This window comes from Pseudomonas sp. PA-4-8C (genome assembly GCF_021606625.1).
GTDB classification, from domain to species: Bacteria; Pseudomonadota; Gammaproteobacteria; order Pseudomonadales; family Pseudomonadaceae; genus Aquipseudomonas; species Aquipseudomonas lactis.
This window is the reverse complement of record NZ_WKCD01000057.1, coordinates 1-24,454: the sequence shown is the minus strand read 5'-3', so window position 1 is coordinate 24,454 and position 24,454 is coordinate 1. Positions and strand designations below refer to the sequence as shown.

Annotated in this window: 21 protein-coding genes; 9 read left to right on the top strand and 12 right to left on the bottom strand. The window is 61.3% G+C overall.

The genetic code is table 11. The features are described 5' to 3' along the window. Positions 1 to 483: 483 nt before the first annotated feature. Positions 484 to 1,293, bottom strand: coding sequence for a tRNA cyclic N6-threonylcarbamoyladenosine(37) synthase TcdA (tcdA, locus tag GIW04_RS12045; protein WP_003189142.1), 810 nt, complete (start codon positions 1,291 to 1,293; stop codon positions 484 to 486). A 218-nt stretch (positions 1,294 to 1,511) separates the two neighbouring features. Here tcdA and GIW04_RS12040 point away from each other — a divergent pair, with 218 nt between their 5' ends. From GIW04_RS12040 to GIW04_RS12025, 4 genes are all read left to right on the top strand, one after another. Beyond that, positions 1,512 to 4,103, top strand: coding sequence for a glycosyltransferase (locus GIW04_RS12040; protein ID WP_094775546.1), 2,592 nt, complete (start codon positions 1,512 to 1,514; stop codon positions 4,101 to 4,103). 255 nt (positions 4,104 to 4,358) lie between these two features. Beyond that, the gene (dapE, locus tag GIW04_RS12035) at positions 4,359 to 5,510 is read left to right on the top strand and encodes a succinyl-diaminopimelate desuccinylase (RefSeq protein ID WP_120247597.1); all 1,152 of its coding nucleotides are present in this window, start codon (positions 4,359 to 4,361) and stop codon (positions 5,508 to 5,510) included. Continuing rightward, positions 5,510 to 6,319: a putative RNA methyltransferase gene (locus GIW04_RS12030; protein WP_034134907.1), complete on the top strand. Its 810-nt coding sequence runs from the start codon at positions 5,510 to 5,512 to the stop codon at positions 6,317 to 6,319. The genes dapE and GIW04_RS12030 overlap by 1 nt, the downstream gene beginning before the upstream one ends. Before the next feature lie 54 nt (positions 6,320 to 6,373). Further along, a complete protein-coding gene (locus tag GIW04_RS12025) occupies positions 6,374 to 6,751 on the top strand; it encodes a hypothetical protein (protein ID WP_034134906.1) in 378 nt (125 codons plus the stop codon). A gap of 137 nt (positions 6,752 to 6,888) precedes the next feature. Here GIW04_RS12025 and GIW04_RS12020 read toward each other — a convergent pair whose 3' ends face one another. Then, complete coding sequence (locus tag GIW04_RS12020) at positions 6,889 to 7,098, bottom strand: cold-shock protein (protein WP_003189131.1); 210 nt, start codon at positions 7,096 to 7,098, stop codon at positions 6,889 to 6,891. Positions 7,099 to 7,279: 181 nt separating this feature from the next. Between GIW04_RS12020 and plsB the strand changes: the two genes are divergently transcribed. From plsB to GIW04_RS12005, 3 genes are read left to right on the top strand one after another with little or no spacing between them, the layout of a single operon-like run. Next, positions 7,280 to 9,799 carry a glycerol-3-phosphate 1-O-acyltransferase PlsB gene (gene plsB / locus GIW04_RS12015; protein WP_034134905.1) on the top strand — a complete coding sequence of 840 codons (2,520 nt, stop codon included), beginning with the start codon at positions 7,280 to 7,282 and terminating at the stop codon, positions 9,797 to 9,799. Between the two features lie 51 nt (positions 9,800 to 9,850). Next, the gene (locus GIW04_RS12010; RefSeq protein ID WP_003189126.1) at positions 9,851 to 10,252 is read left to right on the top strand and encodes a YbaY family lipoprotein; all 402 of its coding nucleotides are present in this window, start codon (positions 9,851 to 9,853) and stop codon (positions 10,250 to 10,252) included. A 27-nt stretch (positions 10,253 to 10,279) separates the two neighbouring features. Beyond that, a complete protein-coding gene (locus GIW04_RS12005; RefSeq protein WP_003189124.1) occupies positions 10,280 to 10,969 on the top strand; it encodes a DUF4197 domain-containing protein in 690 nt (229 codons plus the stop codon). A gap of 81 nt (positions 10,970 to 11,050) precedes the next feature. Here GIW04_RS12005 and GIW04_RS12000 read toward each other — a convergent pair whose 3' ends face one another. The 3 genes from GIW04_RS12000 to GIW04_RS11990 form a co-directional block, all read right to left on the bottom strand. Beyond that, positions 11,051 to 11,290 (bottom strand): hypothetical protein, encoded by a 240-nt coding sequence (locus GIW04_RS12000; protein ID WP_034134904.1) that lies wholly within the window; start codon positions 11,288 to 11,290, stop codon positions 11,051 to 11,053. A gap of 142 nt (positions 11,291 to 11,432) precedes the next feature. Continuing rightward, positions 11,433 to 14,498 (bottom strand): efflux RND transporter permease subunit, encoded by a 3,066-nt coding sequence (locus GIW04_RS11995; RefSeq protein ID WP_120247596.1) that lies wholly within the window; start codon positions 14,496 to 14,498, stop codon positions 11,433 to 11,435. Between the two features lie 5 nt (positions 14,499 to 14,503). Continuing rightward, positions 14,504 to 15,604, bottom strand: coding sequence for an efflux RND transporter periplasmic adaptor subunit (locus tag GIW04_RS11990; RefSeq protein ID WP_034134902.1), 1,101 nt, complete (start codon positions 15,602 to 15,604; stop codon positions 14,504 to 14,506). A gap of 93 nt (positions 15,605 to 15,697) precedes the next feature. Here GIW04_RS11990 and GIW04_RS11985 point away from each other — a divergent pair, with 93 nt between their 5' ends. Further along, entirely contained in the window at positions 15,698 to 16,354 is a 657-nt protein-coding gene (locus GIW04_RS11985; RefSeq protein ID WP_120247595.1) for a TetR/AcrR family transcriptional regulator, read from the top strand. A 569-nt stretch (positions 16,355 to 16,923) separates the two neighbouring features. On the opposite strand, the gene GIW04_RS11980 is transcribed toward GIW04_RS11985, so the two are convergent. Next, a complete protein-coding gene (locus GIW04_RS11980; RefSeq protein WP_120247593.1) occupies positions 16,924 to 17,706 on the bottom strand; it encodes a class I SAM-dependent methyltransferase in 783 nt (260 codons plus the stop codon). A 96-nt stretch (positions 17,707 to 17,802) separates the two neighbouring features. Between GIW04_RS11980 and GIW04_RS11975 the strand changes: the two genes are divergently transcribed. Then, positions 17,803 to 18,423 carry a hypothetical protein gene (locus tag GIW04_RS11975; protein WP_003189113.1) on the top strand — a complete coding sequence of 207 codons (621 nt, stop codon included), beginning with the start codon at positions 17,803 to 17,805 and terminating at the stop codon, positions 18,421 to 18,423. A gap of 3 nt (positions 18,424 to 18,426) precedes the next feature. On the opposite strand, the gene GIW04_RS11970 is transcribed toward GIW04_RS11975, so the two are convergent. From GIW04_RS11970 to ppc, 6 genes are all read right to left on the bottom strand, one after another. Beyond that, on the bottom strand, positions 18,427 to 19,125 hold the full coding sequence (locus GIW04_RS11970; protein WP_003189111.1) for an extensin-like domain-containing protein: 699 nt from the start codon (positions 19,123 to 19,125) through the stop codon (positions 18,427 to 18,429). A 10-nt stretch (positions 19,126 to 19,135) separates the two neighbouring features. Next, on the bottom strand, positions 19,136 to 19,996 hold the full coding sequence (locus GIW04_RS11965) for a DUF72 domain-containing protein (RefSeq protein ID WP_003189109.1): 861 nt from the start codon (positions 19,994 to 19,996) through the stop codon (positions 19,136 to 19,138). Then, the gene (locus GIW04_RS11960) at positions 19,996 to 20,298 is read right to left on the bottom strand and encodes a hypothetical protein (RefSeq protein ID WP_032893222.1); all 303 of its coding nucleotides are present in this window, start codon (positions 20,296 to 20,298) and stop codon (positions 19,996 to 19,998) included. Before GIW04_RS11960 ends, GIW04_RS11965 begins: the two co-directional genes overlap by 1 nt. A gap of 160 nt (positions 20,299 to 20,458) precedes the next feature. Beyond that, positions 20,459 to 21,145: a tRNA (adenosine(37)-N6)-threonylcarbamoyltransferase complex dimerization subunit type 1 TsaB gene (gene tsaB / locus GIW04_RS11955; protein ID WP_003189106.1), complete on the bottom strand. Its 687-nt coding sequence runs from the start codon at positions 21,143 to 21,145 to the stop codon at positions 20,459 to 20,461. Between the two features lie 90 nt (positions 21,146 to 21,235). Beyond that, positions 21,236 to 21,883, bottom strand: coding sequence for an adenylate kinase (gene adk / locus GIW04_RS11950; protein ID WP_003189104.1), 648 nt, complete (start codon positions 21,881 to 21,883; stop codon positions 21,236 to 21,238). Positions 21,884 to 22,163: 280 nt separating this feature from the next. Further along, positions 22,164 to 24,454 (bottom strand): phosphoenolpyruvate carboxylase (gene ppc, locus GIW04_RS11945; protein ID WP_236478989.1); only part of this gene is annotated, 2,291 nt, incomplete at its 5' end.

The window sequence follows — 24,454 nt, the reverse complement described above, 5'->3', positions numbered from 1 at the left end:
CACGCTGGCCGAACGCAGGCTTGAATTCGTGGGTAACCCGGCAGGACGCCGGGTTAGCCGCCCCGCGCCAGGGATGGCGCGTGGCGGCGGCCCACGGATTCAAGCCTGCGTTCGGGCACACCGAGCCTAAGCGAGGTGCCGAGTGGTGGGGCAAGAGCCCTTTGGTTACTTTGGGCTGGGCCGGCATTCCGGCTCTTTTCCAAAGTGACCCGCTGTCAGAGCGGAACCCTAAGTAGCCGTTACCGCAGCAATGGATATGTACACAATCCAACTGTGTTGACTGCCAAGCCGCCTTCGCGAGCAAGCCCGCTCCCACATTGAGATCGTGGGGTGTCAGGTAGATTGCCGTCGGCTGGCAGGGCTTCATCGCAGGCAAGCCAGCTCCCACATTTGGATCGAGGTGCGTCAGTGAGATCAGCGTCGGCTGTCAGGCCGTCACGGGAGCAAGCTCCCACAGTTTAAATCTCTGTCGGGTGGTGAGATCTAGGTGGGCTTGATGCGCTCTGAGGGACGGCGCACCCCCGCCACAATCTTATCCACCGCCTTGGTGGCCGCTACCATGCCGAACGTGGCCGTGACCATCATCACCGCGCCAAACCCTCCGGCGCAGTCCAGCTTCACGCCATCGCCGACAAAACTCTTCTGCAAACAGATGCTGCCATCAGGCTTGGGATAGCGCAGTTGCTCGGTGGAAAACACGCACGGCACGCTGTAATGGCGGGTCACAGTGCGCGAGAAGCCATAATCGCGGCGCAAGGTAGAGCGCACTTTCGAGGCCAGCGGGTCATTGAACGTGCGGTTCAGGTCGCACACCTGGATCAGCGTGGGGTCAATCTGCCCACCGGCGCCGCCGGTGGTGATGATCTGGATCTTGCGGCGTTTGCACCAGGCAATCAGCGCCGCCTTGGCGTTGACCGCGTCGATGCAGTCGATCACACAGTCGATCGTCGGAGTGATGTACTCGGCCATGGTATCGCGGGTGACGAAGTCTGCCACCGCGTGCACGGTGCAATCGGGATTGATACCGCGCAGGCGTTCGGCCATCACTTCGACCTTGGGCTTGCCCACGGTGCTGTCCAGGGCATGCAATTGGCGGTTGCTGTTGCTGACGCAGACATCGTCCAGGTCAAACAGCGAAATCTCGCCCACCCCGCAGCGGGCAATCGCTTCCGCCGCCCAGGAACCTACGCCGCCGACGCCGACAATCGCCACATGGGCCGCTTTCAAGCGTTCCAGGCCCTCAAGGCCGTACAAGCGGGCGACGCCTGCAAACCGCGGATCTTCTGTACTCATCATCATTACCCCAAAAACCGGCGCGCATTATAGGGCTACGCCGCGACAAGTTCGACGCTTGCAGCTACAAGTAAAGAACTTAGGCGGACTTTCGCAGACTAACGTCCGGCTTTTCTCTGTCTGCTGTACGCTCAGGGAAGGGCCGGTGTAGGATGCGCGCCGTTCGGCGTAGGCCGACACCTCTTTTCGTTCCGCACCCTTTGGAACCCGACATAACCATGGCATCGCGTAAATTTGGACTCAACCTGGTGGTGGTGCTGGCAATTGCCGCGCTGTTCACCGGTTTCTGGGCGCTGATCAACCGCCCGGTCACCGCTCCCAACTGGCCCGATCAGATCTCCGGTTTTTCCTACTCGCCGTTCCAGCAGGGCCAGTATCCGCAGAAAGACCAGTACCCTACCGACGAACAGATGCGTCAGGACCTTGCGATCATGAGCAAGCTGACGGACAACATCCGTACCTACTCGGTGGACGGCCCCCTGGGGGATATTCCCAAGCTGGCCGAAGAGTTCGGCCTGCGCGTGACCCTGGGGATCTGGATCAGCCCGGACCTGGAACGTAACGAGCGGGAGATCCAGCGCGCTATCGAGATCGCCAACACCTCGCGCAGTGTCGTACGCGTAGTGGTGGGTAACGAAGCGTTGTTTCGGGAAGAAATCACCCCTGAAGCCCTGATCGTGCTGCTCGACCGTGTGCGCGCCGCCGTGAAAGTGCCGGTGACCACCTCCGAGCAATGGCACATCTGGGAAAAGAACCCGCAACTGGCCAAGCACGTCGACCTGATCGCCGCGCACATCCTGCCGTTCTGGGAATACATCCCGATGGACAAGGCCGGCCAGTACGTCCTCGACCGCGCCAAGGATTTGAAGAAAGCCTTCCCGAAAAAGCCACTGCTGCTGTCGGAAGTGGGCTGGCCGAGTAATGGCCGTATGCGCGGTGGCAATGAATCATCGCCGGCAGACCAGGCCATTTACCTGCGTACGCTGGTGAACAAGCTCAACCGCCAGGGTTACAACTACTTCGTGATCGAAGCCTTCGACCAGCCGTGGAAGGTCAGCGACGAAGGTTCGGCGGGCGCGTATTGGGGCGTGTTCAACGCCGCCCGCCAGCAGAAATTCAACTTTGATGGCCCGGTGGTGGCGATTCCGCAATGGCGGGTACTGGCCATCGGTTCGGTGGTGCTTGCGCTGCTGTCCCTGACCCTGTTGATGATCGATGGCTCAGCCCTGCGTCAGCGGGGCCGTACCTTCCTGACCTTTATTGCGTTCCTTTGCGGGTCGGTGCTGGTGTGGATCGGCTACGACTACAGCCAGCAATACAGCACCTGGTTCAGCGTGACCGTTGGCGTGTTGCTCGCGCTCGGCGCCCTGGGTGTGTTTATCGTGTTGCTGACCGAAGCCCACGAACTGGCAGAAGCAGTGTGGACTCACAAGCGCCGGCGTGAATTCCTGCCCGTGGAAGGCGACTCGGACTACCGCCCGAAGGTGTCGATCCACGTGCCGTGCTACAACGAGCCACCGGAAATGGTCAAACAGACCCTCGACGCCCTGGCCGCCCTCGATTATCCGGACTACGAAGTCCTGATCATCGACAACAACACCAAGGACCCGGCGGTGTGGGAGCCGGTGCGCGACTACTGCGAAACCCTCGGCCCGCGCTTCAAGTTCTTCCATGTCGCGCCCCTGGCCGGTTTCAAGGGTGGTGCGCTGAACTACCTGATCCCGCACACCGCCAAGGATGCCGAAGTGATTGCGGTGATCGACTCGGACTACTGCGTATCACCGAACTGGCTCAAGCACATGGTGCCGCACTTCGCCGACCCGAAAATCGCCGTGGTGCAGTCGCCCCAGGATTACCGCGACCAGAACGAAAGCACCTTCAAGAAGCTCTGCTACGCCGAATACAAAGGCTTTTTCCATATCGGCATGGTCACCCGTAACGACCGTGACGCGATCATCCAGCACGGCACCATGACCATGACCCGCCGCTCGGTGCTCGAAGAGCTGGGCTGGGCCGACTGGTGCATCTGTGAAGACGCCGAACTGGGCCTGCGCGTGTTCGAAAAAGGCTTGTCGGCGGCGTACTACCACGACAGCTACGGCAAGGGTTTGATGCCGGATACCTTTATCGACTTCAAGAAACAGCGTTTCCGTTGGGCCTATGGCGCGATCCAGATCATCAAGCGCCACACCGCCAGCCTGATACGTGGCAAAGACACCGAGCTGACCCGCGGCCAGCGCTATCACTTCCTCGCCGGCTGGTTGCCGTGGGTGGCTGATGGCATGAACATCTTCTTTACCGTCGGCGCCCTGTTGTGGTCCGCGGCAATGATCATCGTGCCGACCCGGGTCGACCCGCCGCTGCTGATTTTCGCGATCCCGCCGTTGGCGTTGTTTGTGTTCAAAGTCGGCAAGATCATCTTCCTCTACCGTCGTGCGGTAGGCGTGAACTTGAAAGACGCGTTCTGCGCGGCTTTGGCTGGGTTGGCGTTGTCCCACACCATCGCCAAGGCGGTGTTGTACGGTTTCTTCACCAGCAGTATTCCGTTCTTTCGTACACCGAAAAACGCGGATAACCACGGTTTCTGGGTGGCGATTTCCGAAGCCCGCGAAGAAATGTTCATCATGCTACTGCTGTGGGGCGCGGCGCTGGGGATCTACCTGGTGCAAGGCCTGCCGAGCAACGACATGCGCTTCTGGGTGGTGATGTTGCTGGTGCAGTCGCTGCCGTATGTGGCGGCGCTGATCATGGCGTTCTTGTCGTCACTGCCCAAACCTTCGGCGGCGCCCGAGGCGGCACCGGCGGCGTAAAAAGTGACGCAATGCACTAAACGGCGGCCCTTGGCCGCCGTTTTGCTATAAGATAACGGCCCTTTTGTGAGACTTGGCCTGGCTCAATTCTATGTGGGAGCAGGCTTGCCTGCGATACAGACGCCGCGGTCTGACAGGCACACCGCAGCGATGCTATCGCAGGCAAGCCAGCTCCCACATTGGAGTTGCGTCGCTCCAGGCTCTGTATTTCCACATTCGTCCTGCGCCCATCACACGCTTTCCGGAGTTCCCCCCATGACGGCCCATGCCGACCTTTCGCCGACCCTTCAACTTGCCATCGACCTGATCCGTCGCCCGTCGGTCACGCCGATCGATGCCGATTGCCAGAAGCTGATGATGCAGCGCCTGGGCGACGCCGGTTTTGCGCTTGAACCGATGCGCATCTTCGACGTGGACAATTTCTGGGCCACCCATGGCAAGCATGAAGGTCCGGTGCTGTGCTTTGCCGGTCACACCGACGTGGTGCCGACCGGCCCGGTGCAGGCCTGGCAGAACGACCCGTTCGACGCGCTGATCGATGAAAACGGCATGCTCTGCGGCCGTGGCGCGGCCGACATGAAAGGCAGCCTGGCGGCGATGCTGGTGGCAGCGGAACGTTTCGTCACGGACTACCCGGACCACAAGGGTTCGGTCGCCTTCCTGATCACCAGCGACGAAGAAGGCCCGGCGCACCATGGCACCAAGGCCGTGATCGAACGCCTGGCCGCACGCAAGGAGCGCCTGGACTGGTGCATCGTCGGCGAGCCGTCGAGCACCAGCCTGGTGGGTGACGTGGTCAAGAACGGGCGCCGTGGCTCCCTCGGTGCCACCTTGACCGTGCGCGGTGTACAAGGCCACGTGGCTTACCCGCACCTGGCGAAGAACCCGATCCACCTGGCCGCACCGGCCCTGGCCGAACTCGCCGCCGAACATTGGGATGACGGCAACACCTTCTTTCCGCCGACCAGCTTCCAGATTTCCAACCTCAACTCCGGTACCGGCGCCACCAACGTGATCCCGGGTGACCTGACGGCGGTGTTCAACTTCCGTTTTTCCACCGAGTCCACCGTCGAGGGCCTGCAACAACGGGTCGCGGCCATTCTCGACAAGCATGGCCTGGACTGGCATGTGGAGTGGGCGCTGTCGGGCCTGCCGTTCCTCACCGAGCCGGGCGCTCTGCTCGATGCGGTGTCGGCCAGCATTCTGGCGATCACCGGGCGTGAGACCCAGGCATCCACCAGCGGCGGCACCTCCGATGGGCGCTTCATTGCGACGCTGGGCACCCAGGTGGTCGAACTGGGGCCGGTCAACGCGACGATCCACCAGGTCAACGAACGCATCCTGGCCAGCGACCTCGATGTGCTGACCGAAATCTACTACCAGACCCTGATCAAGTTGCTCGCCTGATGCTTGCCTGCCCCATTTGCAGCGCACCGCTCAATACCGTGGACAATGGCGTGGCGTGCCCGGCCGGGCACCGCTTCGACCGCGCACGCCAGGGTTACCTGAACCTGTTGCCGGTGCAGCACAAGAACAGCCGCGACCCGGGCGACAACCTGGCCATGGTCGAAGCGCGCCGCGACTTCCTCAACGCCGGGCACTATGCGCCAGTGGCCAAGCGCCTGGCCGAACTGGCCGCCGAGCGCGCACCGCAGCGCTGGGTGGACATTGGCTGTGGCGAGGGTTACTACACCGCGCAAATCGCCCAGGCCCTGCCCAATGCCGATGGCTACGCGCTGGATATCTCCAAAGAGGCGGTCAAGCGCGCGTGCAAACGCAACCCGGCGCTGACCTGGTTGATCGCCAGCATGGCCCGCGTGCCATTGGCCGACGCCAGCTGCCAGTTCCTCGCCAGCGTGTTCAGCCCGTTGGACTGGCAAGAGGCCAAGCGCCTGCTCAGCCCCGGCGGCGGCTTGATGAAAGTCGGCCCCACCCGCGGCCACTTGATGGAACTGCGCGAGCGCCTGTACGACGAAGTGCGTGAATACACCGATGACAAACACCTGGCCCTGGTGCCGGATGGCATGCACCTGGCGCACAGTGAAACCCTGGAATTCACCCTGAGCCTGGCCGAACCCAAGGACCGCGCCAACCTGCTGGCGATGACGCCCCACGGCTGGCGGGCCAGTGCCGAGCGCCGCCACGAGGTGATCGAGGCGGCTGAGCCGCTGCAGGTCACGGTGTCGATGCGCTACGATTATTTCGTGCTTCAATGACCGATTTTTACCCATCCGCGAATGGATTTTCGAATCCCGCAACGAGGAACATCCATGCGCCAACCCGATATTGAGATTTACCTGAAGGACGCCGACGTCGATCACAAGGCCATCGCCGCCTGGCTGGGCGCCGCCCTGGGCCCGTGCACCGACTGGGTCCAGAAAGGCCAGACCTACAAGTGCAAGGCCGGCAGCGTGCCGGTGACCTGGCTGCCCAAGGCGGTGGGCAAATGGAACAGCCTGTACCTTGAAAGCGACCAGACCCCGTGGGACGACGACATCGCCTGCGCCCGCGCCGCGTTTGCCGCGCTGAATGTTGAAGTGCGCTGCGCGCCGGGCACCTGGGTTGAAGAAGAGGGTGAAGAAAGCGCTGATCGCTGGATTCGCATCAGCGCAGACGGTGAAGAAGAGATCACTTGGAAAACCGCCTGACAGCGGATTGCTAACCCAATCAATGTGGGAGCTGGCTTGCCTGCGATGCAGACACCTTGGTCTATCAGTCAGACCACAGTGATGCCTTCGCAGGCAAGCCAGCTCCCACAGTTGATTGGGTTAGCAAAACAAAGTGGTTACAGGCCCACCACATCCTCCGCCTGCAAGCCCTTCTCGCCGGTAACCACGGCGTACTCCACCTGCTGGCCCTCGGCCAACGAGCGGTGGCCTTCACCGCGAATGGCGCGGTAGTGCACAAACACATCCTTGCCATCTTCACGCTGGATAAAGCCGTAGCCCTTTGCATCGTTGAACCACTTCACATTGCCGGTTTCACGCGTTGTCATCTGTTCACTCCCACTGGTTTTTTTATTGTTGAGTCGCTCGCATTGAACTGCCGAGTATAAGACAGGCTCAAAAACCATCAACTCAACGTTACATCGCTGCTTTTTTGCCGATTTTCGGCGAATACGGCACACTACCCGCCCGAGCGCCTGCTCGGTTTTTTCCACTTGAAGCAGTTCGCCTATGACCCGCTCCCCGTTCCGCCGTCTGGTGTTTGGCACCTTGCGCCGACTGTTGTACCTCTGGGTTCGCTCAGAGACGATCAACCAGTCGTCCCTCACCCTTAACCTGGACCGCAGCCGGCCGGTTTTCTACGTCCTGCAATCACCTTCCCTCACCGAGTTGGCGGTGGTCGATGCCGAGTGCACCAAGGCTGGACTGCCGCGCCCGGTGCTGCCGGTATCGGTGGGGCCGTTGATGGAGCCCGCGGCGTTCTTCTACCTCACGCCAGACCCGGATTGGCTCGGCCGCCAAGACAAGCGCGGCGCGCCCCCAACTCTGACGCGCTTGGTCAACACCCTCACCGAACACGCCGAAGAGAATGCACAAATCATTCCGGTCAGCGTGTTCTGGGGCCAATCCCCCGAAAGCGAGTCCAGCCCGTGGAAGTTGTTATTCGCCGACAGCTGGGCGGTCACTGGGCGTCTACGCCGGCTGTTGAGCATCCTGATCCTGGGGCGCAAGACCCGCGTGCAATTCTCCGCGCCTATCAACCTGCGTGAATTGATCGAGCACAATAAAGGCCACGAACGTACCGTGCGCATGGCCCAGCGCATCCTGCGTGTGCACTTTCGTAACCTGAAGACGGCGGTGATCGGCCCCGACCTGTCCCACCGGCGTAATCTGGTCAAGGGCCTGGTCAACATGCCGCTGGTGCGCCAAGCCATTGCGGATGAAGCCGAACGCGAAAAGATCGCCCCGGAAAAAGCCAAGGCGCTGGCCCTGCGCTATGGCAACGAAATTGCCTCGGACTACACCTACACCGCGATCCGCTTCCTGGAAGTGGTATTGAGCTGGTTCTGGAACAAGATCTACGACGGCATCAAGGTCAATAACATCGAAGGCGTGCAACAGGTGGCCCAGGGCTACGAGGTGATCTACGTGCCTTGCCACCGCAGCCACATCGACTACCTGCTGCTGTCCTACCTGCTGTTCAAGAACGGCCTGACCCCGCCGCACATCGCCGCCGGCATCAACCTCAACATGCCGGTGATCGGCAGCCTGCTGCGCCGTGGCGGTGCGTTTTTCATGCGCCGCACTTTCAAGGGCAACCCGCTGTACACCTCGGTGTTCAACGAATACCTGCATACCCTGTTTACCAAGGGCTTCCCGGTGGAGTACTTCGTCGAAGGCGGCCGCTCGCGCACCGGGCGCATGCTGCAACCGAAAACCGGCATGCTGGCGATCACCCTACGCAGCTTCCTGCGCTCCTCGCGCATGCCCATCGTGTTCGTACCGGTGTATATCGGTTATGAGCGCGTGCTTGAAGGCCGCACTTACCTGGGCGAACTGCGTGGCGCGAGCAAAAAGAAAGAGTCGATCTTCGACATCTTCAAAGTGGTCGGCGCGCTCAAGCAACGCTTCGGCCAAGTGGCAGTCAACTTCGGCGAGCCGATCAAACTGGCAGAATTCCTCGACGCCGAACAACCGGACTGGCGCGCCCAGGAACTGGGGCCGAACTACAAACCGGCCTGGCTCAACGAGACCACCAATCGCCTCGGCGAACAGGTGGCGCGCCACTTGAACGAAGCCGCTGCGGTGAACCCGGTGAACCTGGTGGCGCTGGCGCTGCTATCTACCACCCGCCTGGCCCTGGATGAACAAGCCATGGCCCGCCAGTTGGACCTGTACCTGGCGCTGTTGCGCCGCGTGCCCTACTCGCCCCACACCACCCTGCCGGAAGGCGATGGCCTGGCGCTGATCAAGCACGTCAAGGACATGAACCTGTTGTCGGAGCAGAGCGATGCCCTGGGTAAAATCGTTTATCTGGATGAGCAGAATGCCGTCCTGATGACCTACTACCGCAACAACGTGCTGCACATCTTCGCCCTGCCGGCCTTGCTGGCGAGCTTCTTCCAGAGCAGTTCGCGCATGAGCCGCGAGCAGATCCTGCGCTACACCCACGCGCTTTACCCATACCTGCAATCGGAGCTGTTTATCCGTTGGTCGCTGGAAGACTTGGACAGCGTGGTCGACCAATGGCTGGACGCGTTCGTTGAACAAGGCCTGCTGCGCTTCGAAAACGCCGTGTACCTGCGCCCGGCGCCGAGTTCGCGGCACTTTGTGCTGCTGACGCTGCTGTCCAAGAGCATCGCCCAGACCCTGCAACGCTTCTACATGGCGATCTCGTTGCTGCTCAACAGCGGCCAGAACAGTATCAGCGCCGAAGAGCTGGAAGACCTGTGCACGATCATGGCCCAGCGCCTGTCGATCCTGCACGGCCTCAACGCTCCGGAATTCTTCGACAAGAGCCTTTTCCGACATTTCATCCAGACGTTGCTGGAGCAAGATGTGCTACGTCGCGATGAAGCTGGCAAGCTGGGCTATCACGACCTGCTCGGCGAACTGGCCGAAGGCGCGGCCAAACGCGTATTGCCCGCGGATATTCGCCTGTCGATCCGCCAGGTGGCCTTGCACCGCGTGGACGGCGCAACCGAGGCCGCGGCCGAACCGGTTGCCGTCACCCCTGAAGAAAACCGCTAGATTGAACGAGGCGCCGGGCGGATTCCGGCGCCGTTGAAAAGGAGCTGCACCGTGAAAAAACTCATCCTCCTGGGCCTGACCGCCCTGCTCGGAGCCTGCCACTCGATGGCCCCAACCCCGAAGGCCAGCCTGGACGGCGAAGTGTTCTACCTGCAACGCATCGCCCTGCCGCCGGCTGCCACCTTGAGTGTCAGCCTGCAGGACGTGTCCCTGATGGACGCCCCGGCCGTGACCCTCGCCGAACAGAAAGGCCCGGTCAAAGGCCAGGTGCCGCTGCCGTTTCACCTGAGCTATGACCCGGCCCAGGTCAAACCGGGCCACACCTATTCGGTCAGCGCTCGCATCGAGCTGGACGGCAAGCTACTGTTTATCACCACCGAGCGGCACACCGTGCAACTCAACGGCCAGGACCCACAACCGCTGCGCCTGCGGGTAGATGCGGCCGCACATTGATCATTCCCACGTCATAAGGAAGCGCCCATGCTCCGCAAATCTCTTCGCCTCACCGCCCTGTGTGCTGGCTTGCTGTTCGGCGCCAACGCCATGGCCCTGGATCTGGGCAGCCTGTCCCAGGGCGACGCCAGCGGCGGCCTCAAGGATGCCTTGACCCAAGGTGCACAGATTGCTGTGAAACAACTCGGGACGCCCGGTGGTTTCAGCAACAACCCGGACGTGAAGATCGGCCTGCCGGGCAAACTCGGCAAAGTCGCCGACAAGCTGAAAATGTTTGGTATGGGTGACCAGGTCACGCAACTGGAAACCAGCATGAACAAGGCCGCAGAAACCGCCGTGACCCAGGCCCAGCCAATTCTGGTCAACGCCGTGAAGAACATGAGCGTGACCGACGCCAAGGGCATTCTCAGTGGTGGCCAGGACTCCGCCACCCAGTACCTGAACAAAAGCAGCCGTGAAGAAATTCGCGCCAAGTTCCTGCCCATCGTCAAGGCAGCCACCGACAAGGTTGGCGTAGCCCAGCAGTACAACGCCCTGGCCGGCAAGGCCGCAGCTTTTGGCGCGGTGGATGCCAAGAGCGCCAACGTTGAGAACTACGTGACCGAACAAGCGCTGGATGGCTTGTTCAAGATGATTGCGCAGCAGGAAGAAACCATTCGCAAGAATCCGGCGGCGGCAGCCACCAGCTTGGCCAAGAAGGTGTTTGGGGCGCTTTAAACCCCCTTTACTGAACGTACGCTGCAAACACTCTGCGGATGCAGAGTGTTTGCAATGGCTGAATATCAAAAATCAGCTCATTCAACGGCCGATTTGAGTATTGGTATTGGCGTTGCTATTCGCGTTGGCGTTGGCGTTGTTAATCGTAATATTACTGGTCGGCTGGGGACGATCATATTGGAGCGATTTTAGCGCGTCGGAAAGCTCACGCCGACTGACGGAGTCATTATGGGAATGTTTGGCGCAAGCGCCGCCCATCTGACCGCCGCCCAGCATCATGCCGATCCCAGAGTAAAAGTTACCCAATGCTTGTAGGAGCATATCTATTTCGCCTCTATGAACGTTCTGGAAACGTTATCCAGGTGATAAAAACCACCAAATAACGTACCTGCGAACAGGTAACTCTCTGTGGTGAGCCTGAAAAAAAGGTTCCCATTGGGCCCACCAAAAAACAGTCACAGATTTACTCCACGTCCTTCCTGATCCTGAACCAAGCCGCGTACAACGCCGGCAAGAACAACAACGTCAACGCCGTTGCCACAATCAACCCGCCCATGATCGCCACGGCCATGGGGCCGAAGAACACACTGCGTGACAACGGAATCATCGCCAGTACTGCCGCTAGCGCCGTCAGCACAATCGGGCGAAAGCGTCGGACCGTGGCTTCGATAATTGCCTGCCAGGGTGCCAGGCCAGCCTTGATGTCTTGTTCGATCTGGTCCACCAGAATCACCGAGTTACGCATGATCATCCCCGACAGCGCGATGGTGCCGAGCATGGCGACGAAACCGAAGGGTTGGCGGAACACCAGCAGGAACAAGGTCACGCCGATCAGCCCCAAAGGCGCGGTGAGAAAGACCATCGCCGTGCGCGAGAAGCTGCGCAGTTGCAGCATCAGCAAGGTCAGCACTACCACGATAAATAGCGGCACGCCGGCCTTCACCGAGTTTTGCCCACGGGCAGAATCTTCCACCGTACCGCCCACTTCCAACAGGTAGCCGTCCGGCAGTTCGGCACGCACATCGGCAAGCGTCGGCAAGATCTGCTGCACGAGAGTCGCTGGCTGTTCCTTGCCATAGATATCAGCCCGCACGGTCACCGTCGGCAAGCGGTTGCGATGCCAGATAATCCCCTCTTCGAATCCATATTCAAGGGTGGCAATCTGCGACAGCGCCACGCTTTTACCATTGTCGGTGGGCACGGCAAGGCTCGGCAGACGCGACAGTTCACTGCGCTCATGCACGGTGCCGCGCAGGAGGATCTCGATCAATTCGTTATCCTCACGGTACTGGCTGACGCTGGAACCGGTCAGGGAACTTTGCAAGAATTTCGACAGGTTGGCGGTGCTCACACCCAGGGCACGTGCACGGTCCTGGTCGATATTCAGGTACACGATTTTGCTCGGTTCTTCCCAGTCCAGGTGCACATTGACCACATGGGTGTTTTCGCGAACCTTGGCCGCCACTTTGCGCGCCAGAGCGCGCACCTCTTCGATGTGCTCGCCGGTTACGCGAAACTGCACCGGGTAGCCTACGGGCGGGCCGTTCTCCAGCCGCGTGACACGCGAACGCAGGTCGGGGAATTGCTCGTTGAGGGTTTCGATCAGCCAGGTGCGCAGGCTTTCACGCTCCTCGATGGTGTTAGCCAGCACCACGAACTGGGCGAAGCTGGCAGCGGGTAATTGCTGGTCCAGTGGCAGGTAGAACCGCGGCGAACCGGTGCCCGCATAGGCAACATAGTTGTTGATGCCGGCATGCTCCTTGAGCAACGCCTCCAGGCGCTTGACCTGCTCGGCGGTGTTGCTCAGGGAAGCGCCTTCGGCCAGTTTCAGGTCGACCATCAACTCCAGGCGACCGGAAGCCGGGAAGAACTGTTGCGGCACGAAGCGAAACAGCGCAACCGAGCCGATAAACAACAGCAAGGTCAGCACAATCACTGTTTTACGCCGCCGCACGCACCACTCCACCAACCGTCTTACACGCTGGTAGAAGGGTGTGCCGTAAGGGTCCGGGCCGTCGGTGCCGTGTTTGGCGGCGTGAATCTTCGCCAGGTCGGGCAGGAGTTTTTCCCCCAGGTACGGCACAAACACCACGGCCGCCACCCAGGAGGCCAGCAGAGCGATGGTCACGACCTGGAAGATCGAGCGGGTGTATTCGCCGGTGCTCGATTGCGCGGTGGCAATCGGCAAGAAGCCCGCCGCCGTGATCAGGGTGCCGGTGAGCATGGGGAATGCGGTGCTGGTCCAGGCGAAACTCGCGGCTTTGAGGCGGTCGTAGCCCTGCTCCATTTTGATCGCCATCATTTCCACGGCGATGATCGCGTCATCCACCAGCAAGCCCAAAGCCAGGACCAAGGCGCCAAGGGAAATCTTGTGCAGGCCGATGCCCAGGTAATACATGGTGGCAAAGGTCATCGCCAGTACCAGCGGGATCGCCAGGGCGACGACCATGCCAGTACGCACGCCGAGGGAGAAAAAGCTCACCAGCAAAACAATCGCCAACGCTTCAGCCAGCACCTGGACGAATTCACCGACGCTGGTCTTTACCGCTGCCGGCTGATCCGACACTTTGCGCAGTTCCATACCGGCAGGAAGGTTCTTTTGCAGGCGTGCGAATTCAGCCTCAAGTGCCTTGCCCAGTACGAGGATGTCGCCACCGTCGCGCATGGCCACGGCCAAGCCGATGGCATCGGCGCCCATGTAACGCATGCGCGGTGCTGGTGGGTCGTTGAAGCCTCGGTGAATGTCAGCGACGTCACCGATGCGAAAGGTGCGATCACCCACGCGGATCGGAAAGTTGCGGATCTCCTCCACCGTCTTGAAGTTGCCTGAAACGCGCAGCTGCACGCGCTCGGTGGGGGTTTCAAAGAAGCCGGCGGTGGACACCGCATTTTGTTCCTGCAAGGCCTGCTGTACCGCGGCCAAAGGCAAGCCGAGGGTGGCGAGCTTGAGGTTCGACAGCTCGATCCAGATCTTCTCATCCTGCAAGCCGAGCAGCTCGACCTTGCCTACATCCGGCACCCGTTGCAGCTGGATCTGGATACGGTCGGCGTAGTCCTTGAGCACTGCATAGTCAAAGCCGTCGCCAGTCAGGGCGTAGATATTGCCGAAGGTGGTGCCGAACTCGTCGTTGAAAAACGGCCCCTGGATATCCGGCGGCAAGGTGTGGCGAATGTCGCTGATTTTCTTGCGCACCTGGTACCACAGCTCGGGAATCTGCGCCGAACGCATCGAATCCCGGGCAATAAAGGTGACCTGGGATTCACCGGGCCGCGAGAACGACACGATGCGCTCGTACTCACCGGTCTCCATGAGTTTTTTCTCGATGCGTTCGGTGACCTGGCGCGAAACCTCCTGGGCCGTGGCCCCGGGCCAGTTGGTCTTGATCACCATGGCCTTGAAGGTAAACGGCGGGTCTTCGCTTTGCCCCAGCTTGGTGTAGGACAAGGTGCCAACCACGGCCAGCAGGATCATCAGGAACAGTACGATCTGGCGATTACGCAACGCCCATTCGGAAAGATTGAAACCCATGGGGACTACTCCTTGGCCGCCAGATTCACTACACGGTTGGAGCGATCCACCGGACGCACTGACTGGCCCTCATGGAGCACATGCACGCCTGCGGCCACCACCCAATCGGTGGCGGCCAAGCCTTCGAGTACCGGCACGGTGTTTTCGCCAAACGCACCAATGCGTACAGGGGTGCGTTCAAGGGTGTTGTCCGGTTTTACACGCCAAACGTAGGACGCACCGTTCTCGGCACTCAGGGCAGACAGCGGTACCGATAGGGGAATGACACCGTCGGCCTGGATGAACACCCGCGCGCTTTGGCCCAGTTCGGCGGGCACTTTGCCGCCGGTGAAGGCTACGCGCGCGGCGAAGGTGCGAGACTTGGGGTCGGCGGCAGGAGAGAGTTCACGAATGCGCCCGGCGAAGCGTTGCTCTGGCTGGCTCCACAACTCCACCGACACCGGCTGGCCGATCTTGAAGCGGCCAAAGCCCTGCTCGGGCAGGCTGATCAACACTTCGCGCTCGCCATCGGTGGCCAGGGTGAACACCGTCTGGCCAGCGGAGACCACTTGCCCCACCTCTACGGCACGCTTGGCGACCACACCGTCCTGAGGCGCGCGCAACACGGCGTAGCCGGCCTGATTGCTCGACACATCGAACTCGGCCTTGATCTGCTTCAGGCGTGCTTCACCGGCTCGGTAGAGGTTTTCGGAATTGTCGTACTGCGACCGACTGACCATCTGACGGTCCATCAAGGTCTTGTAGCGATCCCGCTCCGCACGTACCAGGCTCAGATTGGCCTCGGCGGCGGCCACTTGGGCACGGGTGGCTTCCAATTGCAGACGCACGTCCTGGGGGTCGAGTTCGGCCAGCGGCTGGTTGGCCTTGACCCGCTCGCCCTCCTCCACCAGGCGCTTGCTGACTTTGCCGCCGATGCGAAAGGCCAGGTCCGGCTCATACCGGGCACGCACCTCACCTGGGTAGCTGTCCATCGCCTGCGCCGAAGGCTGCGGTTGCACCACCATGGCCGGGCGCACGGTGGTCTGAGCCGCGTCTTCATGGCCGCAAGCGGCCAACAGGAAGATCAGGCTGACAGGCAAAGCAAGGGGCAGGAAAGCGCTGCGCATGCTGAAGGACCTTTCGCAAATAGAGCTTGGAATAATTATACTGGCCGGTATGTTATTAATACCAAACTCACCAGTCCAGTATTAAAGGTGAAAATGTCCGACAATCCTCTGAACACCGCAAGCCCCGGGCGTCCCAAGGACATGGCAAAACGCCAGGCAATCCTCGAATCGGCAAAATCGCTGTTCCTGGACAAGGGCTATGCAAACACCAGCATGGACGCCGTTGCCCTGGCGGCCGGCGTATCGAAACTCACGGTCTACAGCCACTTCACCGACAAAGAGACGCTGTTCACCGCTGCGGTGGTGGCCAAATGCGAAGAGCAATTGCCGGTGATGTACTTCGAGCTGCCCGTAGGCATGCCCGTCGAGACGGTGCTGCTTAACATCGCCCGCGGCTTTCATCGACTGATCAACAGCGAAGAGTCGGTAAACCTGCATCGCCTGATGATGACCACCGGTAATCAGGACGTGAAACTCTCCCAGATCTTCTTCGACGCCGGCCCCATGCGCATGCTGCAAGGCATGGAGCGCCTGCTCGGCAAGATTGACCAGAGCGGCGCCTTGAGTATCGACACACCGTTGAAGGCCGCCGAACACTTCTTTTGCTTGCTCAAGGGTACGGCGAACTTTCGGTTGTTGTACGGGTGTGGAGGGCAATTGAGTGCGCAAGAGGCCGAGGAGCATGTGCAGGACGTGGTGAAGTTGTTTATGCGGGCCTATCGCAGCCAGGGTCCAGAAACACCTAAGTAAGTTGCACCAACCGACAGTAACCACGATGCGAAGCGAGTCGCTCTTGATCTGCTTTTGATCTTAGGCGCCCCGTTAAACCACGCTGGCCGAACGCAGGCTTGAATTCGTGGGTAACCCGGCAGGACGCCGGGTTAGCCGCCCCGCGCCAGGGATGGCGCGTGGCGGCGGCCCACGGATTCAAGCCTGCGTTCGGGCACACCGAGCCCAAGCGAGGTGCCGAGTGGTGGGGCAAGAGCGTTTTGCTCACTTTTGCGCTCTTTTCAAAAGTGAGCCGCCGTCAGGGCGGAACCCTAAGTGGCCGTTACCGCAGGAATGGATATGTACACGATCCAACGGTGTTGACTGCCAGGCCGCCTTCGCGAGCAAGCCAGCTCCCACAGTTTGGATAGGGGGGTGTCAGGTAGATAGGTGTCGGCTAGCTGGCCGTCATCGCAGGCAAGCCAGCTCCCACATTTGGATTGCGGGGTGTCAGGGAGATAGTTGTCGGCTGTCAGGCAGCCATCGGGGGCAAGCCCCCTCCCACATTTGGAGCTCGCCGCATCAGCAAGATGAGCGCTGTTGCTTGCCGCTTAAGCCTTGAGCGCCTTCTTGGGATAAATATCGTAGCGGCTGGACTTGCCATCCAACGCATGGCTCGGCTTCGGCCCCTCAATACAGGGCGCCTTGCGCGGCCGCTTGACCACCACACGATGGCTGGCCAGCGCCAGAGCCGCCGCGAGCAACGCCGGTGCATCCGGATCATCACCCACCAACGGCCGAAACAGGCGCATTTCCTTCTTCACCAACGCAGTTTTCTCACGATGCGGAAACATCGGGTCCAGGTAGATCACCTGGGGCGGCTCCCCCTGCCAATTGAGCATCACGTCGATGGAGTTGCCCTTGAGCAACTTCATGCGCGCCACAATCGGCGCCACCTCAAAATCCTCGGCAGCGCGGGCCAAGCCATCTTCGAGCAAGGCGCCGATCAACGGCTGGCGCTCGATCAGGCTCATCTCACACCCGAGGCTGGCCAGCACGAACGCGTCCTTGCCCAAGCCCGCCGTAGCGTCCAGCACCCGCGGGCGCACGCCCTGGGCGATGCCCACCGCCTTGGCGATCATCTGCCCGCTGCCGCCGCCATACAACCGCCGATGCGCCGCGCCGCCTTCGACAAAGTCGACCCGCACCGGCCCTGGCGCATCAGGCCCAAGCTGTTGCAACTGCAAGCCGTGCTCCCCCACTTGCAGGGAAAAATCCGCATCGGCCACCTGCAGAGGCAACCCCAGCAGCGAAGCCCAGTGTTCGGCGCGGGCCTGGAAACTGTCAGCCAAGGCTTGGACCTGGATGCGGCTGACCGCTGGTTGTTCGTTCATCAATCGCCACGCTCAAAAATATTAAGGATCGGCAAACAACGGCCGATAAAAATCACAGTCAGGTATTTTGCCAGAGCTGAGCGTCGACCGAGAAAAATGTCAGACATTCTTCCCCTTTCCATCGGTGTACTGCCGACCCACAACCACTATGGCCTGCGCAATACCCAAGCGCTGGCTGGGGTGAGTCATGTGTGGCAGGACTTCTTCGCCCGAGCGTTGGCCGAGCAGCTGGGTGAAACGCCAGACGCGCTCGCCGCCAAGGCGCCTGCCCCGGCAGACCCGGCGGTAGAACCCCGCGAAGGCGCCGACCTGCTGGCGCAGATCCTCACCCAGCGTGAGTGCGATGTGAAAGACGCCGAGATCGTGCCACCTGAGCCACTGTTCCTGCCGATTGCCGAGTTCGAAACCGAACTGCTGCCACCGGCCGCGACGCCGTTCCCGGAAGAAGAAATAGTCGCCCAGCAACGCCAACAAGCGTTTGAGAGCGAGTGGGTGCGCCCCGTTGTGCTGAACGCCGGCCAACCGCTACCCGAGCCAGGCCCGGCGCCACAACCACGCCCCCTGCACCTGCCAATTGCCGAATTCGAGCTGGACCTGCTGCCACCGGCCGCCACGCCGTACCCTGAAGAAGAATTGCTGGCGCAGCAAAAGGCCTTGGACTTCGATTACTACTGGGCGCGCCCGCTAGTGACCCACAACTTGCGCCTGGCCGCCTGAACCTTAGCGACACACCCACCAACGCCCCATGTCCAGATGGAAATGGTTGCGATGGGCGGCGTTGTAGTCCGGGCTCAACACCACGTTGAAATCATCACAGGCGCCATCGCGTACCAAGCGCAGGAAACGCGCGCCGTCGCCCTGCCCTGGCCAATCCTTGAGCACGCTGATGCTGCGCCCATCCGCCAGGCGAAAACCGGCGATATCCAGGGCATTGGCCGAGGCGTGCTGGCTGAGCCTCCCGTCGGCGCGATTGTAGATATTACGGCAGGCAAAACTGCCCAAATGCTCGACTCGGCTCACCGCTTGGCCAAACACGGCCTGGGCCGCCGGTTGCAGGCTGTGGCGCTCGAACAACGCGAACGCTACCGCCAGCGGGCAACTGGCGAGAAAGCTGCTGCTCAAAGCCACGTCAGCGCCCTGCACACGCAGGACATTGCGCAAGGGGCACGCCGCATCGGCCGATGTATCAGCCTGGCGACTCACGCGCAAACCGGAGGTGTTCAGTACCTGGTCACACAACGCCGGATCATCCTGTAAACGACTGAGCTTGTAGCGCGTCAACAGGTTGGGGCTCGCTCGCACATCCAAAGGCGCCCAGGGGTTCCACTCAGACGGCATCGGCACCCAACCGCGCCAGACAGCCAGCGCAAAGGCGCCCACCAGCACCAGCAACACACTCAACGCCTTGACCACACCCACGGCTAAATCCTCAAAGTAGCCCGAGCTGCTCCGCCACGGGTTCTCGATGCAAGGTGGGCAGCGGCGGTAAACCTGGCAGGCGCACCATCAGCTTGGCGTGGAAGCGTAGCGCCAGCTGTGCCGCCAGACGGTTGTCCGACGTGTGCAGGAACATATAGGGCGTGCGGCCTTCTTCGATCCAACTGGCGATCTTTTCCACCCATGGAATCAGGAACGGGTCATTGGCCTCAAGGTCCGGATGCCCGATGAAGCGCACCTGGGGAAACTGCGTCAGTGCCGCTGGGCGCGGTGGCACCCGGGGCTTTTTGGACTGGGCATGCAGCACTGCTTCCGAGGTGGAAGTGCAACTGAACAGGGCACGTGGATCGAGGCAGATGCGCTCGACACCGCGATCGCGCAACAGGCGGTTGAGCATGCGCTCAGCATCACCCTTGGCGAAGAACTGTTCATGACGCACCTCCACGGCCAGCGGTCGATCGATGCCATCGAGAAATCCAGCCAGCTCCGCCAGGCGTGGCGGCGTAAAGCCCTTTGAGAGTTGCAACCACAGCGGTGAAACGCGCTCACCCAACGGGCTCATCAAGCCGACAAAGCTTTCTGCCGCCGGCAATTGTTCACGCAAATCACCAGCATGGCTGATATCGCCGGGGAATTTGGCGGTGAAGCGAAAGTCGTCAGGCATGATTTCGGCCCAGCGCTGCACAGTGGCGGCCGAGGGGCGAGCGTAAAAAGTGGTATTGCCTTCAACGGCGTTGAAGACCTGGGAATAGAGCCCGAGGTAATCGTTGGAGCGTGCATCAACCGGATACAGGTACTCGCGCCAGGCGTTTTCACTCCAAGACGGGCAGCCGATGTAATAAGGCAAACGCATCAGATATGGATATCGAGACCCAGCACTTCCATATCCCATTCGACAAAGCCGGCGGTGGTCAGGTAGCTGGCCAAGGCGGTGGCAACGCTTTTGCTCATGGAACGGGGAAAGACCATGTCTTGCTGACGGGCAGGAACGCCGCTGATACGTGCACTCGCGGCGCCTTGCGCTTTGGAAGGCGTATCGGTGTGTACTTCGATGAAGTCCGGTGAATCCTCGACGGATTCGTCTACCGTCACGCTCGCCTTGCGCGGCTTACGCTTGAGGGGATAGGACTGTGAGGAAAAACCGTCTATACGCATACATGCAGACTCGGTATCAATGATGGCAATTTAGCGGCACTTTCCATGGCGCGCAAATGCTCTGGTGATAACTAGAACACATAATTTGTAAAAGGTTTAAAAACCCAGGCAAATTCTGACGATTGGAGAAATTTGCCGCGCAATGCCCACATTTCTGGCGTCAAATAATCCCGCGCTCGGCCTTGGTTTGTGCGACTTTATCGCGCAGATACACCGGTGCGGCCTGGTCCGCCGCAATCGCTTCGCCGCGCTCGAATGCGAAACGCGCCAACGCCAGCAGGTCTTCAGCGTGGGGCAACATCGCCGCGTCCTGCTGCGTACACGTCATCTTGATGCGTTCGCCATAACCCCAGCCCGTGCCGGCACCGAACCAATCGCCGCTGGCATCAGCGGGCAACTGCGCCGCTTCGGGGGCCAGCACCGCTTCGGCACCGACCAGGCGCATTTCGCCTGCGGTCTCACGGTAGCAACCCCAGTAGACTTCATCCATGCGCGCATCAATCGCCGCTGCCACCTGCGACGCCCCGTGCTCACGCAACGCGCGCTGGGCCAGTACCGCAAGGTTGGACACTGGCAACACCGGACGCTCCAGGGCAAAAGCCAGGCCCTGCACCACGCCAATAGCGATGCGCACGCCAGTGAATGCACCGGGGCCACGGCCAAACGCGATGGCATCCACCGCCGCCAGGGTGGTACCGGCGTCTTCAAGCAGTTGCTTGATCATCGGCAACAATTTCTGCGCGTGCAGGCGCGGGATCACCTCGTAGTGGCTCGTGACCTTGCCATCGTGCAGCAAGGCAACGGAGCAAGCTTCAGTCGCGGTGTCCAGGGCCAGCAGGGTGCTCATCGGTGTCGGTGTCCAAGTCGGAAAAAAGTGCGCCAGTATAAACAACAACGACCCGCAAGCGGGCCGTTGTCTGTGCCGCCGATCACAGGATCAGCTCAGTGCTTGCAGCACCTTGGCGGTGATGGCCTCTACCGAGCCCACACCTGGGATGTGGCTGTACTTCGGCTTGCCCTGGGCTGCGGACAGCTTCTGGTAGAAGTCCACCAGGGGTTTGGTCTGGGAGTGGTAGACCGACAGGCGATGACGCACGGTTTCTTCGGTGTCGTCTTTACGCTGCACCAGGTCTTCGCCGGTGACATCGTCCTTGCCTTCGACTTTCGGCGGGTTGTAGACGATGTGGTACACGCGGCCCGAGCCTTCGTGAACGCGACGGCCAGCAATGCGCTGAACGATCTCTTCGTCTTCAACTGCGATCTCGACCACGGCGTCCAACTCCACGCCCGCCTTCACCAGGGCTTCAGCCTGGGGAATGGTGCGTGGGAAGCCGTCGAACAGGAAACCGTTCTTGCAGTCTTCCTGGCTGATGCGTTCCTTGACCAGGTTGATGATCAGGTCGTCGGAGACCAGGCCGCCGCTGTCCATCACGCTCTTGGCGATCAGGCCCAGCTCGGTGCCAGCCTTGACGGCCGCACGCAGCATGTCGCCGGTGGAGATTTGTGGAATGCCGAATTTTTCAGTGATGAACTTTGCCTGAGTACCTTTACCGGCCCCGGGAGCTCCCAGCAGAATGACGCGCATCGATGTGCTCCTCAATTTTTTATAGAGATGACGCTCGGATTCGCCGCGTGGGGCCAATCTCGTAAAAATGTGGTTCTAGGCCGATCAAACGGCCAAAGGCTGATCAAGATACACAGCGGGCCCTCACCATACAAGCCGCCAAAAGTAGGAGAAACCCGCGCCGCACATGCGTCAGCGCCAGGGTGTGCCTGAGCGCAACCCACCCCCTCAAACGACGACCGCCCGTTTCCGGGCGGTCGTCGCGGCTTATCCGCAAGCCATTGAGTACACGCAAAAAACCTCAACCGGTGTTGCGCAAACCGGCCGCAATACCGGCCACGGACACCAGCAGCGCCTGTTCCAGAGGGCTGTCTTGCGCAGCCTCCTGCTGACGCGAACGTGCCAGCAACTCGGCCTGCAACAGGTGCAGGGGGTCGAGGTAGGTGTTGCGCAGGCGGATGAACTCCAGGGTGTCGGGGCTATGGGCCAGCAGCTGCGACTGGCCGGTCAGGCCAAGCACCACGTCGCACGCCTGCGACAATAGGTCGCGTAAGTGCGCACCCAATGCCAGCAGGTCCGGCTGCACCAGGCGCTCATCATAAAGACGGGCGATATCGGCATCGGCCTTGGCCAGCACCATCTCCAGCATGTCGATGCGCGTGCGAAAGAACGGCCACTGCTCGCGCATCTGCCCCAGCAATTGACCTTCACCGCGCTCCAGCGCCTTGCTCAGTGCCGCTTCCCAACCGAGCCAGGCGGGCAGCATCAGGCGCGTCTGGGTCCAGCCAAAGATCCAGGGGATGGCGCGCAAGCTTTCAATCCCGCCTGCACGACGTTTGGCCGGGCGGCTGCCCAAAGGCAAACGGCCCAACTCCTGCTCCGGCGTGGACTGGCGGAAGTACTCGACGAACTGCGGATTTTCCCGCACCACGGCGCGGTAAGCCCTGACACCGTCTGCCGCCAATTCGTCCATCAGGTGACGCCAGGCAGGCTCGGGAGGCGGCGGCGGCAACAGGGTAGCTTCCAGTACCGCAGCCAGGTAGAGATTGAGGTTCTGCTCGGCGATATCCGGCAGGCCGAATTTGAAGCGAATCATCTCGCCCTGTTCAGTGGTACGGAAACGCCCCGCCACCGAGCCCGGCGGCTGCGACAGGATGGCCGCGTGCGCCGGGCCGCCGCCACGACCAACGGTGCCGCCGCGACCGTGAAACAACAACAGCTCCACCTGTTGCTCGCGGCAGATATCCACCAGGCGTTCCTGGGCGCGGTACTGCGCCCAGGCGGCGGCCGTGGTGCCGGCGTCCTTGGCCGAATCCGAGTAGCCAATCATCACTTCCTGCGGGCCCTGCAAGCGCGCGCGGTAACCCGGCAGTTGCAGCAGGCGCTCCATCACTGGCCCTGCGTTATCCAGGTCGGCCAGGGTCTCGAACAGCGGCACTACGCGCATCGGCCGTTGAACGCCCGACTCTTTCAACAGTAGTTGCACCGCCAGCACATCCGACGCAGCGCCGGCCATGGAGATGACATACGACCCTAGTGATGCGGCCGGTGCGGCGGCGATTTCCTTGCAGGTATTGAGCACCTCGGCAGTGTCCGCCGACGGCTTGAAGTAACCCGGCAGCAACGGCCGACGATTGGTCAGTTCCTGGGTCAGGAAGCTGATACGCGCCTCTTCATCCCAGTCCTCATAACGCCCCAGGCCCAGGTAATCGGTGATTTCGGTCATGGCCGCCGAGTGACGGCTGGAGTCCTGGCGCACATCCAGGCGCACCAGGAACAGGCCGAACGTCACGGCACGGCGCAGGCAGTCGAGCAGCGGGCCATCGGCGATCACGCCCATGCCGCATTCGTGCAGGGACTGGTAGCACAGCTGCAGCGGGTCGAGCAGGTCGCGGTTGTTCTGCAACACGTCGGCCGGCGCCGGGGTGGTGCTGGTCAACGAGGTGTGGGCCCACTGGCGCGTGGCGCGCAGGCGTTCACGCAGTTGCTTGAGCAAGGCCCGATAAGGTTCGACGCTGTCGCCGACTTTGGCGTGCAGCGCCGGGCTGGCCTGTTGCATCGACAGCTCGGAAGCCAGCTGATCAATGTCGCGCAGATACAAATCCGCCGCCATCCAGCGCGCCAGCAACAGCACTTCGCGAGTGACCGGCGCGGTGACGTTCGGGTTGCCGTCACGGTCGCCGCCCATCCACGAAGCAAAGCGAATCGGCGCTGCCTCCAGGGGCAGGCGCAGGCCGGTGGCGGCGTGCAGGGCCTGGTCGGCCCTGCGCAGGTAATTGGGGATGGCGTGCCACAGCGAATGCTCGATCACCGCAAAGCCCCATTTGGCTTCATCCACCGGCGTGGGGCGCACGCGCCGGATTTCTTCGGTGTGCCAGGCTTCGGCGATCAAGCGTTGCAAGCGCTCGCGAATCTGCTCGCGCTCGGCGGTGGTGAGATCGCGGTGATCCTGCAAGGCCAGTTGCGCGGCAATGGCATCGTATTTCTGAATCAGCGTGCGGCGGGCCACTTCGGTGGGGTGGGCGGTGAGCACCAGCTCGATGTCCAGCCGCGCCAGCTGCCGGGCCAGGGATTCATTGCTGTGCCCCTCGC